A 17062-nucleotide genomic window follows, 5' to 3' on the forward strand; every position below is an offset into this window, starting at 1 on the left:
AAGAGAACACCGTACAGTGTTCTCTTATTTTGCAATAGAGGAGTAAAAATATGGCAAAAAGAAAGTTTCGACGTATTGTTTTAAAGTTGAGTGGTGAAGCATTAGCAGGTGAACAAGGTTTTGGTATTAATCCTGATGTTGTTGAAGAATTTGCAAAAGAAATTGCTGCTTTAGCAAAATCCACTGATTTAGAAATCGCGATTGTTGTTGGTGGCGGTAACCTATGGAGAGGTTTAGCTGGTAGCAATCAAGGTATGGATCGTGCTACTGCTGACTATATGGGGATGCTAGCAACAGTGATGAACTCCTTAGCATTGCAAGATGCATTAGAGCAAGCTGGTGTAGATACACGTGTTCAAACAGCTATTGAAATGCAAGAAATTGCAGAACCTTATATTCGTCGTCGCGCTATTCGTCATTTAGAAAAAAAACGTATCGTTATCTTCGGTGCTGGCCTTGGTAAACCTTACTTCTCTACAGATACAACAGCTGCATTACGGGCCGCTGAAATTGAAGCCGATGCTATTTTAATGGCAAAGAAATTTGCAGATGGCGTATATGATTCTGACCCTAAGACAAATCCTAATGCTGTTAAATTTGATGAATTAACATATAACGAGATTATCACAAAAGAATTAAAAGTAATGGATGCTACATCTACAACTTTATGTAAAGATAACAATATTCCTATTATTGTATTTAGCATGGATATTCCTGGTAATATTACAAAAGCTGCTAAAGGTGAAGAAATAGGGACCATTGTTCGAGGAGAATAATTCATATGGAAATTAAAGAATTGTTACAACAAGCAGAAGACCGCATGAATAAGTCTATTGAGGCTTTAAAACATGAATTCGCATCTATTCGTACAGGCCGTGCTAGTGTAGCACTACTTGATAAAGTAATGGTTGATTACTATGGAAGTCCATCACCCATTAATCAAGTTGCGAATATCTCCGTGCCTGAACCTCGCATGATTGTGATTGCACCTTGGGATAAAACAATGATTGGTGCTATTGAAAAAGCAATTTTACAATCTGATTTAGGTTTGAACCCTGGTAATGATGGTGCACAAATTCGTTTAAGTATTCCTCAATTAACTGAGGAACGTCGTAAAGAAATCGTTAAAGTAGTTCATAAAAAGGCTGAAGATGCAAAAGTTGCAGTGCGCAACATTCGTCGCGATGTAAATGAAGCATTAAAAAAAGAAGAGAAAGCTAAAACGATTACTGAAGATGATGCTAAAGACGGTTTAGATCAAATCCAAAAGCTTACCGATGCTAAAGTTAAGCAAATCGATGAGTTAAAAGTAGTAAAAGAAAAGGACGTATTAGAAGTATAATGTTTGATTCTAATAGCCTTATTGGAATACCATGGCAGCTTGCAAAGTCTCGTTTGCAGGCTGCCCATATTCCTTTTAAGGTAATGATTGGTGGATCCTTTAATCGCTTCTTTGAAATTTCAGATAAAGGATTTTATGTGGCACGTATTACAAAGGTTGATGAGTGTTTACATATACTACTATATAGACCAATGATTGCCAGCGACTTCGGAAATTCTATCGAGGTAGACTATGCTAAAGAAATTATTTAACCGTAAACGTTCTGATACGCCTGTCATTGATCGTAATATAATTCCACAACATGTTGCTATTATTATGGATGGTAATGGACGATGGGCTAAACGCAGAGGCATGCCGCGCTCCATGGGGCATCGTGCTGGTGCAGATGTATTAAAAGAAATTGTTATGGCCGCAGATGAGATCGGAATTAGAGCTCTTACGGTATATGGTTTCTCCACGGAGAACTGGAAACGTCCTGAACAGGAAGTTTCTTTACTTATGTCTCTCATAAAAGAATACTTAAATAATAATGTTAAGTATATGCATGAACATAATGTACGCATTCGATTTATTGGTTTTATTGGAGGGCTTTCAGAAAACCTACAAAAAATCATTCAAGATGCAGAATTATTAACTCAGAATAATACAGGCCTCACATTACAGTTAGCGATTAACTATGGTGGGCGTGATGAAATAGTTAGAACTATCCGCGACATTGTAAAATCCGTTGCGGATGGCGTTATTACAATGGACAAAATTACTGAAGAATATGTAAGTTCTCAATTATTCACTAAAGAGTTTAGTGATGTAGATTTATTAATTCGTCCTAGTAGTGATTTTAGAATTAGTAATTTTTTGTTATGGCAACTAGCGTATGCTGAATTTTGGTTTACCGATTTGCATTGGCCAGATTTTACTAAGGAAACTTTACTTGAAGCTGTGGCGGCATATCAGAAACGAGAACGCCGATTTGGTGGCTTATGTGATGAGGAATAAAAAATGTTAAAAACACGTGTTATTACCGCTGTTATTGGTTTTATTATTGCCTTAGGGGCCATTACATTTGGTGGATTAGTATATGATGTGCTAATTACACTTTTAGCTTTATTAGGGTGGCGTGAGTTTGTATTACTTGGTAAAGCTAAACGTGTTCGGATATCCATTATATGGGGATATATTAGCATTTTATTGCTAATGATTGCTCTTGCATGTCATCAGTATATTATAGCTATAGCTATTTTAGTATTAAGTTTATTTGCCAATTATATGTTGTGTACATTTGGTGAAACTAAGTACTCGATGTCTAGTGTATCCTTTAGTGTATTTGGTTTATTATATATTGGTATGGGTATGACTTCATTACTCTTGATTCGTCATGACTCAATTTACATGGATTTATCAATGCCTTTTGAACTATATAACTGGGGCACTATTACACTTTGGTTATTATTGTTTACTACTTGGGCTAGCGATACCTTTGCATACTTTTCAGGTCGAGCTTTTGGTAAACGTAAAATAGTACCATCCATTAGTCCTAATAAAACACTAGAAGGTTTTATTGGTGGATTTATCGGCTGTATCCTTACAGGTGCAGTATTTTCGTATATCGTTGGCATTCCTTGGTGGATGGGAATCCATGTAGGTATGATTAGCGGTATATTAGCACCATTAGGTGATTTGTTTGAATCAAAGATTAAACGACTATGTAATGTAAAAGATTCTGGTACATTATTACCAGGTCATGGCGGTGTATTGGATCGCTTTGATAGTTTATTATTTGCGGCTCCCATTACATTAGTATATATATTGCTATTTTCGTACTAATTTTATAGAGGTACACTTATGAAATACCTAAGTATTATCGGCAGTACTGGCTCAATCGGTACACAGACGCTTGATGTGGTGTCTCAACATCCAGATCAATTCAAGGTGGTTGCCTTAGTGGCACATCATAATATTGACCTCTTAGAACATCAGATTAAAGAATATAAACCTTTGGTGGCTGGTCTTGTAGATGAAGGTGCTTTTAAAGAATTACAAGCACGCTATACAGGTCCTACAAAATTGATAGGTGGTAAGGAAGCCCTCATTGCAGCAGCTACAATTCAAGAAGCAACAATGATTGTTACTGCTATTGTAGGTGCTGCGGGAATTGAGCCTACAGTGGAAGCTATAAAACAAGGGAAGACTATAGGTCTTGCTAATAAAGAAACTCTTGTTGCTGGAGGTCCATTAATTACGGCTTTAGCTAAAGAACATGGCGTACAAATCCTACCTATCGATAGTGAACATAGTGCTATATTTCAGTGCTTAGAAGGACAGAAACGTGACAATGTTGATTCTTTAATTGTCACTGCTTCTGGTGGACCTTTACGCACATGGGATTCTAGTAAAATTCAAACTGCAACTGCTGCAGATTGTTTGCGACATCCTACCTGGAATATGGGTAATAAAATAACTATAGACTCTGCCTCTTTATTCAATAAAGGCTTAGAGGTAATAGAAGCTCATTGGTTATTTGGTTTTGATTTTGATCATATTGATGTAGTAGTACATCCTCAAAGTATTGTTCATTCTATGATACGTATGAAGGATGGTGCGATATTAGCGCAAATGGGTAATCCAGATATGCGCGAGCCCATTCAATATGCTTTGACGTATCCCAAACGTGAAGTTTTAAGTATGAATCATCTTGATTTTAGTCAAGCACTACAATTGGAGTTTTTACCTCCACGGTATGACGATTTTCCTGCACTTCGACTTGCGTATGAGGTGGGACGTGCTAGTGGATTTAAACCTGCTGTATTTAATGCAGCTAATGAAACGGCAGTATATGCCTTTTTAGAAGATAAAATCGCCTTTGGTGATATTTATAAAGTCGTTACTTCTGTTCTTGAATCTATGGGACCAGAAGATGATTTTACATTAGATAATTTATTATCCATCGATAGATGGGCCCGTGAAAAGGCAACATCGTTGATGTTATAGGAGAATATATGATTACGGCATTAGCCACAATATTTGTATTTGGTTTAATCGTGTTTATTCATGAATTAGGCCATTTTATTACAGCTAAGATGTCAGGTATGCAAGTTGATGAATTTGCTATAGGTTTTGGTCCAGCTATATTTAAAGTACAAAAAGGGGAAACTTTATATTCTATTCGTATAATTCCTCTTGGAGGATTTAATCGTATTGCTGGTATGACACCTGACGAGCCTCTTAATGAGCGCTCCTTTTATAATAAACCTGCGTGGAAAAAATTTATTGTTATTTCTGCAGGGGCTGTATTTAACTTTATATTAGCCATTGTACTTTTCTTTGGCCTAAATGTGACTGTAGGAAATCTTACATATACAAATGAACCTGTAATTGGTAACATTATTGCGGGTAGTTCTGCAGAGCAGGCTCATTTAGAAGCTAACGATAGAATTATTACGATTGATGGTAAAAAAATTAGTACTTGGGATGATATTCGTCCTAGTTTACAAGGCACAGCAAACCATGGTGTAACTGTTGTTGTAGAGCGTGAAGGAAAAACTATAGAGACTACGGTAATACCTAAAATGGAACAAGATAGTCCTAAGATTGGCATCTACCCTAGCTTTACTCGTGAAACTTATAGTATTGGTGAATCTTTGAGCCTTGCTGTTAGTCGGACGGGGCAAACTATTGTTGCTATGGTCAGTGGGATTTATGATATGATTCGTGGCACACAAGTAGCCGAATTATCTGGTCCAGTAGGAATTTCCCAAATGGCAGGTACTATTGCACAATCAGGATTTGCACCACTATTAAGTTTTGCTGCATTCCTTAGTATTAACTTAGGGGTTATTAATCTTTTACCATTACCTGTTTTAGATGGTGGTCACTTGATTATTATCTTGGCGGAAGCTATAACAGGCCGTAGATTACCTGCTAAAGCTCTTATGTATATACAAATGGTTGGGGTTGCCTTAATGGTAGCATTATTCTTATATGTAACAACGCAGGATATTTTCCGTTTACTATAAGACAGATGGGAGATTACAATGATTGTACGTAAACCAACAAATGGTATCTATGTAGGTACAGTTAAAATCGGCGATTATGCACCGGTAAGTATTCAATCTATGATTACTACGGATCCAGTACATACAGAGAAGGCAATTGCAGAAATTAATCATTTAGCAGAGGCTGGTTGTGAACTGGTTCGTGTCGCCGTTCCTACAATGGCATCTGCAAAGGCTTTAAAGGCTGTTAGAGCGGGCATTTCAATTCCTTTGATCGCCGATATTCACTTTGATTATAGATTAGCTTTAGAAGCTATTGAAAATAATGTTGATGGATTGCGCATTAATCCAGGAAATATTGGTGGTGAAGATAAGGTTTTAGCCGTTATTGAAAAGGCAAAACCTAAACAAATCCCAATTCGCATTGGTGTTAATGCAGGCTCTTTACCAAAGCATATTCTCGATGCTCATGGAGGACATCCTACAGCGGATGGTATGGTTGAAACAGCTTTAGAACACGTAAGAATTTTAGAAAAACTCGATTATCGTCAAATGAAATTATCCATTAAAGCCACGGAAGTACCTCTAATGGTGGAAGCATATCGTAAGTTATCTGATAAGATTCCTTATCCGTTACATTTAGGGGTAACAGAAGCTGGTACTATTAAACAAGGCACTATTAAATCTGCTATGGGGATTGGTGCATTATTGCTCGATGGCATTGGTGATACATTACGGGTATCCTTAACTGGAGATCCAATTCACGAAATTGAAGTAGGTAGAAGTATTTTAAGTAGCTTAGGATTAAGAAATTTTGGGGCCACTATGATATCTTGTCCTACATGTGGTCGTTGCCAAGTAAATTTATTTGATATGGCTGGTATTGTAGAAGAACGTCTAGCATCCATAAAAGCGCCTATTAAGGTTGCCGTTATGGGGTGTGTTGTAAATGGTCCAGGGGAAGCGCGTGAGGCCGACTTTGGTATTGCTGGTGGTGATGGTCAAGGTATTATTTTCCGTAAAGGGAAAGTTATTAAGACTGTACCAGAAGCCGAATTAGTAGATACATTGTTTAGAGAAATTGACCAATATTTAGAAAATTTAGATGAGGAGTCTTTATGTTAGCCACTAAATTATATGCACCTACATTGCGTGAGGTTCCATCTGACGCTGATGTAGTAAGCCAACAGCTTATGCTTCGCGCTGGTTTTATGCGTAAAACTGCAAATGGTTTATATAGTTTTTTACCATTAGGTTGGAGAAGTATTAAAAAGATTGAAGCTATTGTACGTGAAGAAATGGATCGTGCTAGTGCTCAAGAAATTATGATGCCAATTTTACAGCCTGCAGAAATTTGGAAAGAGTCTGGCCGTTGGAACGCATATGGCGCAGAAATGATGCGTATCAATGATCGTCATGATAATGAGTTTTGTCTAGGACCAACACATGAAGAGATGATTACAACCCTCGTTAAAAATGAGATTAACTCATATCGTCAATTACCAGTCAACTTATATCAAATTCAAAGTAAATTCCGTGATGAGCGTCGTCCACGTTATGGCTTGATGCGTAGCCGTGAATTCATTATGAAAGATGCTTATTCTTTTGATGTAGATGAAGCGGGTTTAGATGAATCCTATAAATCTATGTACGATGCATATACACGTATTTTTACACGTTGTGGTCTTACATTCCGCCCAGTAGAGGCTGATAGTGGTGCAATCGGTGGTAGTGGTACGCATGAGTTCATGGCCATTGCCGAAGCTGGTGAAGCTGATATCGTATATTGTACTAAGTGTGATTATGCAGCTAACATTGAAATCGGCAAGCCTGGTATCATGAAGCAAGACGAAGAAGTTCTTCATGAGTTATCTGTTGTGGATACACCAAATGCAAGTTCTATTGAAGCTGTGGCAGACATGTTAAATTTACCATTACATAAAACTATCAAAGCGGTAGTATTTTCTATTGATGGTAAAGTGGTATTAGCCATTGTTCGTGGTGACCATGAAGTAAATGAAGTCGCTGTACAACATGCCGTTCTTGGTGCTGTAGAGCCTGAGATGGCCACCCCTGAAGAATTGGAAAAAGTAGGTTTAATAGCTGGTTTTATCAGTCCTATTGGTTTAAAACAAACAGAAGAATTTGCTATTGTTGTTGATGAATCTGTTATGGAAACTTACAATGTTTGTGGTGGCGCTAATAAAAAAGATGCTCACTACGTTAATATCAATCCAAAACGGGACTTTAATGTAGAAGATATTATTGTTGCTCCAATTCGTTTAATCACGAAGGACGATGTGTGTCCTAAATGTGGGGGTGCTTTAGAACATGCTAAAGGCATCGAAGTGGGTCAAGTATTTAAATTGGGTACAAAGTATTCTGAAGCATTACAAGCTACATTCTTAGATCAAAATGGTCGTCCTAATCCAATGATTATGGGTTGCTATGGTATCGGTGTATCTCGTACACTAGCTGCTGCTATTGAGCAATATCACGATGAAAATGGTATTATTTGGCCACGTTCTATCGCTCCATTTGAAGCAGTTATTGTTCCAATTAATGCAAAAGACGAAGCATTAATGTCTACTAGTCAAACTATTTATACTGCATTACAAAATGCTGGTGTAGATGTATTGTTAGATGATCGTAAAGATCGTGCAGGTGTTAAGTTCAAAGATGCTGATTTGATTGGTTATCCACTTCGCATTACAGTAAGTAAAAATACTCTTGAGAATAACGAAGTAGAAATTCAAATCCGTAAGTCTGGAGAAGCTCTTCCATGTGCTATTGATTCTGTATCTGATAAAGTAACAGAATTGCTTCAAAACTTATAATAGAATTGCGATTCTAGTGAATGTTCATTAGGGTCGCAATTTTTCTTTCTAAACTTGAATTAATAGATTAAATAAGTCATAATTAAATGATAGAATATTTGGAATGGAGGTGCTATATGCTTGTAGATTTTCATATGCATTCCATCTTTTCAGATGGTGTTGAAACACCTAAAGATCTATTGCAACATGCCATAGACTGTAATGTATCTATGATGGCTTTAACCGATCATGATGAAATAGACGGCATTCAAGCATTGCGTGCTGCTCAAAAGAAGTTAGATCCTAATGAATCTATTAAAATCGTAAATGGCTGTGAATTTAGTGCTGATTATAAAGATAAGTCAATTCATATTTTAGGATATTGTTTTGATGAAAATAATAAAGATTTAATCGATTTTATTACGTTTTTTAAAGGAAAACGTGAAGAACGTATCGATGAAATTATCCGTCGTTGTAATAATGAAGGATATTATATTACAAAAGAAGAGCTCATTAAACAATTTCCTGATACTAAAGCTTATGGTCGCCCACATATTGGTAAACTTTTAATTGATGGTGGTTATGCCAAGGATATTAATGATGTATTTAAAGGTATTCTTCGAAAAGATAGTCCTTGCTATGTTCCTAAGGTAAAAGTAGAGGTTCCTTATATTATTGATATTATACATAAAGCTGGAGGACTTGCTGTTATGGCTCATCCTAAATTGGTTACTAGTGATGAATATGTGTTGGAAATGTTAAATTATGATTTTGATGGTATGGAGGTATATCACTCAAAGCATAATGATGATGATGTGGAGCGATATAAAGAATTCGCTAAAAAGCATAAGCTATTTATTACTGGTGGTTCTGATTACCATGGTATTGTAGGCAAGAAACCTGATAGATTTGGTGATTACTTAGTATCTGGTAAGGATGTATCAGAATTTATTAGTTTGTTATAAATGACGAGGTAGGCTATGGAAGTCGTTGCTTTTGTAGGTAGTAGTGGCACAGGTAAAAGTCATCGTGCCCTCGTAGTTGCTCATGAAAATAAAATTGAATGTATCATCGATGATGGTATTTTGATTCATGATAATAAAATTGTAGCTGGCTTTTCTGCAAAAAAAGAGTCTAGTCGTTTAAAAGCTGTTCGTCGTGCTATTTTTCAAGACGAAGTACAAGTTAAATCCGTACAAGAACAATTAGATAAGATTAAACCTAATAAGCTTATGATTATCGGCACTTCTGATAATATGGTTAAGAAGATTACTAAAGCTTTAGGCTTACAAGAACCTGATCGATATATTCGTATAGAAGATGTTGCAACACCTAAGGAAATTGAAAAGGCACAACATGCACGTCTTAAAGAGGGTAAACATATAATTCCTGTGCCGACTATGGAATTAAAGCCACACTTTAGGGGGTATTTGATTGATCCAATCAAAACCATGTGGCGCCGCAGGACTTTGAAAAAACAAGATCAAGATACCTTAGGTCAAATTGGTTCTGAAGGATTTGAACGTTCTGTTGTACGGCCTGCTTTTAGCTACTATGGTCGACTCACTTTTGACGATGAAGTAATTATTAAATTGATTAGAAATGGGTTAAAAAAAGTAGCTGGTGTCGATGAGACCAGTATAATTTCTTTTAAAAAAAGCGACAAAGGTCAAAACGGTCTTGTTGTTGATATGGCTGTAGTTATTGAACATGGATATCCTGTTAAACCGTTGATGCAACAGGTACAAAAATCTGTTCGCAATGAAATTGAATATATTACCGGCATGTCTATTGAACGCATGTCCATTAAAGTTAAGAATATTATTGAAACAAAACGTAAGATTGTTAAAGTGTAGGAGTTAGAATGAAGTCTTATTATATTTACACCTATGGTTGTCAAATGAATACCGCCGACTCTGAGCGATTATCGCATCAGCTGGAATCTGTTGGGTATATACCAACAGAGAATGTTGAAACTGCAGATTTAATTCTGCTAAATACTTGTGCAGTGCGTGAAAATGCAGAAACTAAAGTTTATGGGCGTATAGGTGAGCTAAAAAGACTAAAACGTAATAATAAAAACTTGATTATCGCCGTCACAGGATGTATGGCTCAAAAAAATCAAGCAGAAATGTTTAAACGAGCTCCTCATATTGATATTGTATTGGGTACTCATAATATTCAACATATTAACGAGATGATTGAAGAAGTACAACATGGACATACGCATCAAATCAGCGTAGATATGGATAACTCTGTATTGCCTGAATTAGAGGCAAAACCAAATGGCTCTTTTTATGCATGGGTACCTATTATGAATGGCTGTAATAAATTTTGCACCTATTGTATTGTTCCCCATGTACGTGGTAGAGAGATTAGCCGTCCTGTAGAGGCCATTGTTAAAGAGGTTACAGACCTAGGGGTTAAAGGATTTAAAGAGATCACTTTATTGGGGCAAAATGTAAACTCTTATGGCCTAGATTTTAAAGATGGTACAGATTTTGGTACATTAATTGATGCTCTTGATGGTATTCCTGGTATAGAACGTATTCGCTATATGACAAGTCATCCTCAAGATATGAGTAAGTCTATGATTGATGCTCTTGGTAGGTCATCCAATATTGTGACGCATTTACATTTACCTATTCAATCTGGTTCCAATCGTATTTTAAAGAAAATGAATCGTCATTACACGGTAGAGCATTATAAAGAATTACTTTCTTATTGCCGTGAAAAAATAAAAGATGTGGTGGTGACTACGGATATTATTGTAGGTTTCCCAGGAGAAACTGAGGAAGATTTTCAAGCTACATTACAATTATTAAAAGATGTGCGCTATGACATGGCGTATACGTTTATCTACTCTAAGCGATCTGGAACGCCAGCAGCAACTATGGATGATCAAATTCCAGAAGAGATTAAGCGCGTTCGCTTACAAACATTGATGGATGTACAAAATGAAATCTCTTATGAATTAAATAAACCTATGGAAGGACAAGTATTTGATATTATTGTAGAGGGACCAAGTCCTCGTGATGAAGACATGTGGTTCGGTCGTACATCTGGTAATAAAATGGTTTTATTCCCTAAGGATGACTCCCTATCAATTGGTCAAACTGTACCAGCTCATATCGATAAAGCTCAAACATGGGTTTGTTATGGTAGTATTGTAAAATAAACTATTAGAATCAAAAAGAACTCGTCACTATTATGTTAACTCTAAGGTTAGAATTTTTATCTAAAATTAGTTTGCTAAACATGTGGTGGCGATGTTCTTTTTTACCATAGATGCTGATTAGAAATCATATGTGTTATAATAATAAAATAATATAAAAGTTGTATATTGAAGACATTCATAGGTATGAACACCATTTACATTTTGTATTTTTACAAAGAAGGTGTAACTATGAAACTTGATTTAAACGCTGTAGGCGAAACGGCATTATTGACACTATATGCAAGAGCGAAAGATTATGAGTCAGATCAATCTGTATTAAAGGATCAGAAATCCTGGGATATTTTAAAGCATATTGATTATGATTTTGATCAATTTAAAGATGTTAAGATGTCTTATTATGGAATTTTAGGACGAGCAAAAGTAATCGATGAAGAGATACGAAACTTTATATCTCTATATCCAGATTGTATCGTCGTATCATTAGGTGCCGGTTTAGATACTATGTTTTATCGAGTCGACAACGGTTATATTGATTGGTATAATATCGATTTTGCCGGAGTGATTGAAGCACGTACACAATTTTTTGAGCCTCATGAACGAGTCCATAATTTAGTGAGTTCTATAACTGATGAATTGTGGACTAAAAATATTGAGATAAATGGACGAAAACTACTGCTTGTTAGTGAAGGTGTAGTTATGTATCTTACATTGGATGAAATGAAGCAGTTTTTAGGCTTGCTGACTGATTCTTTTGAAGAGTTTACGTTATATCTTGATATGATTTCTCCATATGTGGCGAAACGCACTAAACAACATGATATGCTTAGTAAAATGAATGTTTCTTTTCAGTGGGGAACTAAGGACGGTCATGAAATTGTAGTTATGAATCCTAAGCTTAAACAGACTGGATTGATTAATTTTACAGGAAGTATGTTGTCCTTAGCACCTATTGTTTATAAATTATTATACCCGTTTATATATTTGTTTAATAATCGTATGGGAATATACGAATATAAGCGGAATCTGTGATATGACTCATAATATATGAGGTGAATATGAGTAAAAAGCAAACACCTATGATGGAGCAGTATTTAGATATTAAATCTAGATACTCTGAAGAATTATTGTTCTTTCGATTAGGTGATTTTTATGAATTATTTAATGAGGATGCTTTAGTCGCATCACGTGAACTTAATATTACCTTAACAGGTCGTCCTACAGGAGATGAGGAACGCACACCGATGTGTGGCGTTCCTTTTCATGCGGCTGAAAGCTACATAGAAACGCTTGTAAAAAAAGGATATAAAGTTGCTATCTGTGAACAACTAGAAGATCCTAAAGCAGTTAAAGGCATTGTTAAGCGCGATGTCATTAAAGTTGTTACTCCTGGTACAGTGATGACAGAAAATGGTAACGATGCACGGTCAAATAACTTTTTATCATTATTTTATATGGTAAAAGATACGTGGATTCTTGTGTTTTCTGATGTATCTACAGGGGAAGTTATTTGGCACCGCATTACTGATTGTGAAAAACGCAGTGATATGTACGATGCACTCAGCATGTATAGACCAAGTGAAATCATATTGCCTGAAGGAACGATATTACCGCAAGATATTCAGGATTTTATTGAAAATCAATTTAGTAATGTCGTATTTTCTCCTTTTTCTACATACTATACACAACGTGAAGTAGCTGAAAAAGCTGTAACTCATTTCGGTGATTTAGGCCTTATGGAAGAGGATGTATGGGAAGCATTAGGTTATATGCTTTTATATTTAGAGGATATCATTAAATCTGAAATTTCTCATATCAACTATGTACATCAATTAAGTGTAGGTAATCGCCTTATTCTTGATACATCTTCTTTGCGGCACCTTGAAATTACTCATAATTTACGCGATGGTGGACAAAAAGGTACTTTACTGGATGTACTAGATCGTACGTTGACACCAATGGGGGCACGCCTTTTAAAACAATGGCTTGAAAGTCCATTAACTGATATAAATCAAATACAACGTCGTCAAGCAGCCGTTTCAGAACTTATTACACGCGGTGCTGAACGTTCTCATATTCGTAACTTTTTAGATTGTATTTACGATTTTGAACGCATCGTTGGTCGTGTTGAAACCGGATCTGTGTCTCCCAGAGATTTAACGGCTCTTCGTGAGTCATTAGCAGTTCTACCTGATATTAAGAATGTATTAGGTACATGTTCAAGTCTAGCTTTAACATCTATTAATGAGCGCATGCAAGATCATAAAGATATTTATGACTTATTATGTCGAGCTATTACAGAGCAACCAGCGTTGACATTAAAAGACGGTCGTGTTATTAAAGATGGATTTAATGCTGATTTAGATGAGCTACGTTCTTTAGCGACTAATAGCGAGCAATGGCTTGCTAAGATGGAAGCGGATATTAAAGAAGCTACAGGGCTTTCAAAAATTAAGACTGGTTATAATAAAGTGTTTGGCTACTATTTCGAGGTATCCCATAGTAAATCAGAACAAGTACCAGACTATTTCATACGAAAACAAACCCTGGCCAATGCTGAACGCTATATTACGCCTGAGTTAAAAGAGTTTGAAATTAAAATTCTCAGCGCAAAAGATAAAATCATCGCTTTAGAGCACGAACTATATCAACAATTGCGTAATGATATTAAACTCGTTATCAAAGATGTGCAAGAAACGGCTCGTGCTCTTGCAGACCTTGATGTATTATGCTCATTAGCATTAGTTGGATACGAAGAAAACTATATTTGTCCAACTATTGTGATGAATGGTCAAATCAATATTCGTGATGGTCGTCATCCAGTTATTGAAAAGTTTTTAAAACGAGAGGTATTTGTACCAAATGATATCGTTCTAAATCATGATGATGAGGAATTCTTACTCATTACAGGCCCTAATATGGCAGGTAAATCTACTTACATGCGTCAAGCGGCTATCTTAATGATTATGGCACAGATTGGTTCCTTTATCCCTGCTCGTGAGGCATCTATCTCACCTGTGGATCGTATTTTTACACGTGTCGGTGCTAGCGACGATATTTCTACTGGTCAAAGCACGTTCATGGTAGAAATGAAAGAGGTAGCGTATATTTTAGAAAATGCTACCCATAATAGTTTAATTATTCTCGATGAAATTGGTCGGGGTACGAGTACCTTTGATGGTTTGAGTATCGCACAAGCCGTAGTGGAACATATTTGTAAGCATATTCATAGCAAGACTTTATTTGCAACGCACTACCATGAATTGATTTGCTTAGAAGAAAGCTATAGTAAATTAAAAAATTATACCGTTGCAGTTAAAGAAAAAGGGAAAGATGTTGCTTTCTTGCGTCGTATCATTAAAGGTGGTGCAGATCGCAGTTATGGTATCCATGTTGCCAGACTGGCGGGCCTACCTAACTCTGTATTAAAACGAGCTGAAGTGATTTTAGAATCCTTGGAAGATCAAAGTCATGATGCAAGTGACTTAAATAATCGAGTTATGGGTGCTCAACTTACTAATGTGGCAAAACCAGCGGTTAAGCAAGTTAGTGATTCTCCACTAGGCAATTTATTTAGCCATTCCGTAGTAGATAGCTTACTGGAAGTCGATGTAATGAGCATGACTCCAATTGAAGCATTAAATAAATTATATGAACTACAAGAGGAGGCTCGTAAAGGAGGCGGGAAATAATGGCAACCATTCACGTATTGGATGAAACGACAATCAATAAGATAGCTGCCGGTGAAGTCGTTGAACGTCCCGCATCAGTTATTAAAGAGCTCATTGAAAACTCTATTGATGCGTCTGCCACTAATATTGAGGTTGAAATTGGTGAAGGCGGTGTGGCCTATATGCGGATTACTGATAATGGTATCGGTATGACGGAGGAAGATGCTCGTTTGGCGATTCTACGTCATGCAACCTCTAAAATTCAACAAGTAGAGGACCTCTTTGATATTGCGTCCCTAGGCTTCCGTGGGGAGGCTTTGGCTAGTATTGCCTCTGTATCTCATTTCTCTTTGACTACTCGTAAAGCAGACTCTGATTTGGGGACTCGTATTACTGTTGATGGCGGCACTTTTACCGATTGCATTCCTTATGGTGCGGCACCTGGTACAACTATCGAAATTAAAGATTTATTTTATAATACGCCGGCTCGTCGTAAATTCTTAAAAACGGAGCGTACAGAAGCCTCTAAAATTCAAGATATTGTAGGGAAATTAGCTCTAAGTAATCCACATATTTCTTTTAAGCTTATCATAGATGATCGGGTAGCTATTATCACACCAGGAAATGGCGATATTAGTGATACTGTAGCTACGCTATATGGATATAAAACCAAAGATGATATTTTTACTGTTGCTTATGAAAGTGATTCTATCTATATCGATGGCGTAGTGAGTAAGCCCACACTTCTTAAAAGTACAAGGATATGGCAGACCATTATCGTCAATAATCGCGTGATTTCTGATAAAACCATAATGAAGGCTATCGATAATGCATACCATGCACTATTGCCGAAAAATGGTCATCCTTTAGTGGTACTAAATATTACTGTGCCTGCGAGAATGGTTGATATAAACGTACATCCTCGCAAGAGTGAAGTTAAATTCTCAGATGATAAGATTATATTTAAAGCCGTATATCACGGTATCTTAAATGCTTTAAATAATCCACTCCATGAGAGATACGAACGAGAGTCATCATCTTATATGACTGGTACAGTTGCTAACATATCCGATAAATATGGTAATGATATTGCTAGTAATAGTAATAGTGATATTAAGAAGTTTAGTTCTAATAGTACATCCTTAGCTGGTAATACTACTTATGATTCTTATCAAGTACCTACTGTTGTACACGATTCAATGCAGTCTGCTGAACATATAGCAACAGCTATAGATTATGATAAGGTTTTTGGTGGACGCCGTACAAAAGGCTATGAAGTCATGCGCGGTGAAACTTCGCAGTTTGTGGAAAACCTTAAAACAAAGGGGTATACACCACCTGCACCTAAGGCTACTTATGAACAATCCTCTTTTGTAGATAAAAGTTTTGAAGCTGTTCCTACTGCTTACACTAGTTATACTTCGGAAGATGTAGAGAAGTTTAAATCCTTGTCTCACGATATTCGTAACGAAGAGATAGAAGATCGTACAATTCAAAACTCGGGCTTTTTACCAATGGGTCAAGTTGCATCTTGTTATATATTAGCTAAAAAAGGTGATGATCTATATATCATAGATCAACATGCTGCACATGAGCGTGTGCGTTATGATAAGTTGTGTAAGTCTTCTGAATCGATTCCTATGCAATCTATTTTGGTTCCTCAGTATAGTGAGGCCACAGATGATGAAATGAATTTAGTAGAGGAAGAACGAGAAACATTACTTGATCTTGGATTTGATGTAGAGTTAGGTGGTCCTACTAAGATAAAATTAGTAGGGGCTCCAGTAGATTTAGTAGAGTCAAAAGCATTTGAAATTCTGCAATATATATTCTCTTACTTACATGATCATCAACAGCCTACTAAGGCCCAATTACGACATGAAATGTTAGCTTATGCATCTTGTAGAGGGGCCATCAAGGCAGGTCATAATTTAAATATGTATCAAATGACTACCTTAATTGAGGACTTATTTAGTACCGAAAAACCATATGTATGTCCTCATGGTCGTCCTACGATTATCAAATTTACACCTGATGAATTAGGTAAATTATTCTTACGGTCTTAA

At 36.4% G+C, this 17062-nt stretch carries 15 protein-coding genes; all 15 read left to right on the forward strand.

Annotation, left to right across the window (positions count from 1 at the left end; genetic code table 11):
• The first annotated feature begins 50 nt into the window (after nt 1-50).
• Nucleotides 51-776, forward strand: coding sequence for a UMP kinase (pyrH, locus tag HMPREF0873_RS01275; RefSeq protein WP_008713845.1), 726 nt, complete (start codon nt 51-53; stop codon nt 774-776).
• Between the two features lie 5 nt (nt 777-781).
• Entirely contained in the window at nt 782-1342 is a 561-nt protein-coding gene (gene frr, locus HMPREF0873_RS01280; RefSeq protein ID WP_008713847.1) for a ribosome recycling factor, read from the forward strand.
• Nucleotides 1342-1593, forward strand: a complete 252-nt coding sequence (locus HMPREF0873_RS01285) for a hypothetical protein (protein WP_004697100.1) — start codon at nt 1342-1344, stop codon at nt 1591-1593. Before frr ends, HMPREF0873_RS01285 begins: the two co-directional genes overlap by 1 nt.
• The gene (locus HMPREF0873_RS01290) at nt 1574-2338 is read left to right on the forward strand and encodes an isoprenyl transferase (protein ID WP_008713849.1); all 765 of its coding nucleotides are present in this window, start codon (nt 1574-1576) and stop codon (nt 2336-2338) included. The genes HMPREF0873_RS01285 and HMPREF0873_RS01290 overlap by 20 nt, the downstream gene beginning before the upstream one ends.
• Nucleotides 2339-2341: 3 nt before the next feature.
• On the forward strand, nt 2342-3166 hold the full coding sequence (locus HMPREF0873_RS01295; protein WP_008713850.1) for a phosphatidate cytidylyltransferase: 825 nt from the start codon (nt 2342-2344) through the stop codon (nt 3164-3166).
• Nucleotides 3167-3184: 18 nt separating this feature from the next.
• Nucleotides 3185-4330: a 1-deoxy-D-xylulose-5-phosphate reductoisomerase gene (locus HMPREF0873_RS01300; RefSeq protein WP_008713852.1), complete on the forward strand. Its 1146-nt coding sequence runs from the start codon at nt 3185-3187 to the stop codon at nt 4328-4330.
• Between the two features lie 8 nt (nt 4331-4338).
• A complete protein-coding gene (rseP, locus tag HMPREF0873_RS01305) occupies nt 4339-5355 on the forward strand; it encodes an RIP metalloprotease RseP (RefSeq protein WP_008713854.1) in 1017 nt (338 codons plus the stop codon).
• Between the two features lie 18 nt (nt 5356-5373).
• A complete protein-coding gene (gene ispG, locus HMPREF0873_RS01310; RefSeq protein ID WP_004695704.1) occupies nt 5374-6459 on the forward strand; it encodes a flavodoxin-dependent (E)-4-hydroxy-3-methylbut-2-enyl-diphosphate synthase in 1086 nt (361 codons plus the stop codon).
• Complete coding sequence (locus tag HMPREF0873_RS01315) at nt 6453-8171, forward strand: proline--tRNA ligase (protein WP_008600855.1); 1719 nt, start codon at nt 6453-6455, stop codon at nt 8169-8171. Before ispG ends, HMPREF0873_RS01315 begins: the two co-directional genes overlap by 7 nt.
• A 116-nt stretch (nt 8172-8287) precedes the next feature.
• Nucleotides 8288-9115: a PHP domain-containing protein gene (locus HMPREF0873_RS01320; protein ID WP_004695708.1), complete on the forward strand. Its 828-nt coding sequence runs from the start codon at nt 8288-8290 to the stop codon at nt 9113-9115.
• 15 nt (nt 9116-9130) lie between these two features.
• A complete protein-coding gene (locus HMPREF0873_RS01325) occupies nt 9131-10006 on the forward strand; it encodes an Asp23/Gls24 family envelope stress response protein (RefSeq protein ID WP_008713857.1) in 876 nt (291 codons plus the stop codon).
• Nucleotides 10007-10014: 8 nt separating this feature from the next.
• On the forward strand, nt 10015-11328 hold the full coding sequence (gene miaB, locus HMPREF0873_RS01330; RefSeq protein WP_004697437.1) for a tRNA (N6-isopentenyl adenosine(37)-C2)-methylthiotransferase MiaB: 1314 nt from the start codon (nt 10015-10017) through the stop codon (nt 11326-11328).
• A 228-nt stretch (nt 11329-11556) separates the two neighbouring features.
• Nucleotides 11557-12357 (forward strand): class I SAM-dependent methyltransferase, encoded by an 801-nt coding sequence (locus HMPREF0873_RS01335; protein ID WP_004697379.1) that lies wholly within the window; start codon nt 11557-11559, stop codon nt 12355-12357.
• A gap of 26 nt (nt 12358-12383) precedes the next feature.
• Nucleotides 12384-15017 carry a DNA mismatch repair protein MutS gene (gene mutS / locus HMPREF0873_RS01340; protein WP_008713859.1) on the forward strand — a complete coding sequence of 878 codons (2634 nt, stop codon included), beginning with the start codon at nt 12384-12386 and terminating at the stop codon, nt 15015-15017.
• Nucleotides 15017-17062 carry a DNA mismatch repair endonuclease MutL gene (gene mutL, locus HMPREF0873_RS01345; RefSeq protein ID WP_008713861.1) on the forward strand — a complete coding sequence of 682 codons (2046 nt, stop codon included), beginning with the start codon at nt 15017-15019 and terminating at the stop codon, nt 17060-17062. The genes mutS and mutL overlap by 1 nt, the downstream gene beginning before the upstream one ends.

The sequence above is a fragment of the Veillonella sp. 3_1_44 genome, from assembly GCF_000163715.1.
In the GTDB taxonomy this organism is placed as follows: domain Bacteria; phylum Bacillota; class Negativicutes; order Veillonellales; family Veillonellaceae; genus Veillonella; species Veillonella parvula_A.

Excerpts from the sequence above, each read along its gene's own strand:
- HMPREF0873_RS01315 (WP_008600855.1), top strand. The coding sequence starts at position 6,453 with ATGTTAGCCACTAAATTATATGCACCTACATTGCGTGAGGTTCCATCT.
- pyrH (WP_008713845.1), top strand. The coding sequence starts at position 51 with ATGGCAAAAAGAAAGTTTCGACGTATTGTTTTAAAGTTGAGTGGTGAA.
- miaB (WP_004697437.1), top strand. The coding sequence starts at position 10,015 with ATGAAGTCTTATTATATTTACACCTATGGTTGTCAAATGAATACCGCC.
- HMPREF0873_RS01300 (WP_008713852.1), top strand. The coding sequence starts at position 3,185 with ATGAAATACCTAAGTATTATCGGCAGTACTGGCTCAATCGGTACACAG.
- frr (WP_008713847.1), top strand. The coding sequence starts at position 782 with ATGGAAATTAAAGAATTGTTACAACAAGCAGAAGACCGCATGAATAAG.
- HMPREF0873_RS01335 (WP_004697379.1), top strand. The coding sequence starts at position 11,557 with ATGAAACTTGATTTAAACGCTGTAGGCGAAACGGCATTATTGACACTA.
- HMPREF0873_RS01295 (WP_008713850.1), top strand. The coding sequence starts at position 2,342 with ATGTTAAAAACACGTGTTATTACCGCTGTTATTGGTTTTATTATTGCC.
- HMPREF0873_RS01320 (WP_004695708.1), top strand. The coding sequence starts at position 8,288 with ATGCTTGTAGATTTTCATATGCATTCCATCTTTTCAGATGGTGTTGAA.
- HMPREF0873_RS01285 (WP_004697100.1), top strand. The coding sequence starts at position 1,342 with ATGTTTGATTCTAATAGCCTTATTGGAATACCATGGCAGCTTGCAAAG.
- mutS (WP_008713859.1), top strand. The coding sequence starts at position 12,384 with ATGAGTAAAAAGCAAACACCTATGATGGAGCAGTATTTAGATATTAAA.
- rseP (WP_008713854.1), top strand. The coding sequence starts at position 4,339 with ATGATTACGGCATTAGCCACAATATTTGTATTTGGTTTAATCGTGTTT.
- HMPREF0873_RS01290 (WP_008713849.1), top strand. The coding sequence starts at position 1,574 with ATGCTAAAGAAATTATTTAACCGTAAACGTTCTGATACGCCTGTCATT.
- mutL (WP_008713861.1), top strand. The coding sequence starts at position 15,017 with ATGGCAACCATTCACGTATTGGATGAAACGACAATCAATAAGATAGCT.
- ispG (WP_004695704.1), top strand. The coding sequence starts at position 5,374 with ATGATTGTACGTAAACCAACAAATGGTATCTATGTAGGTACAGTTAAA.
- HMPREF0873_RS01325 (WP_008713857.1), top strand. The coding sequence starts at position 9,131 with ATGGAAGTCGTTGCTTTTGTAGGTAGTAGTGGCACAGGTAAAAGTCAT.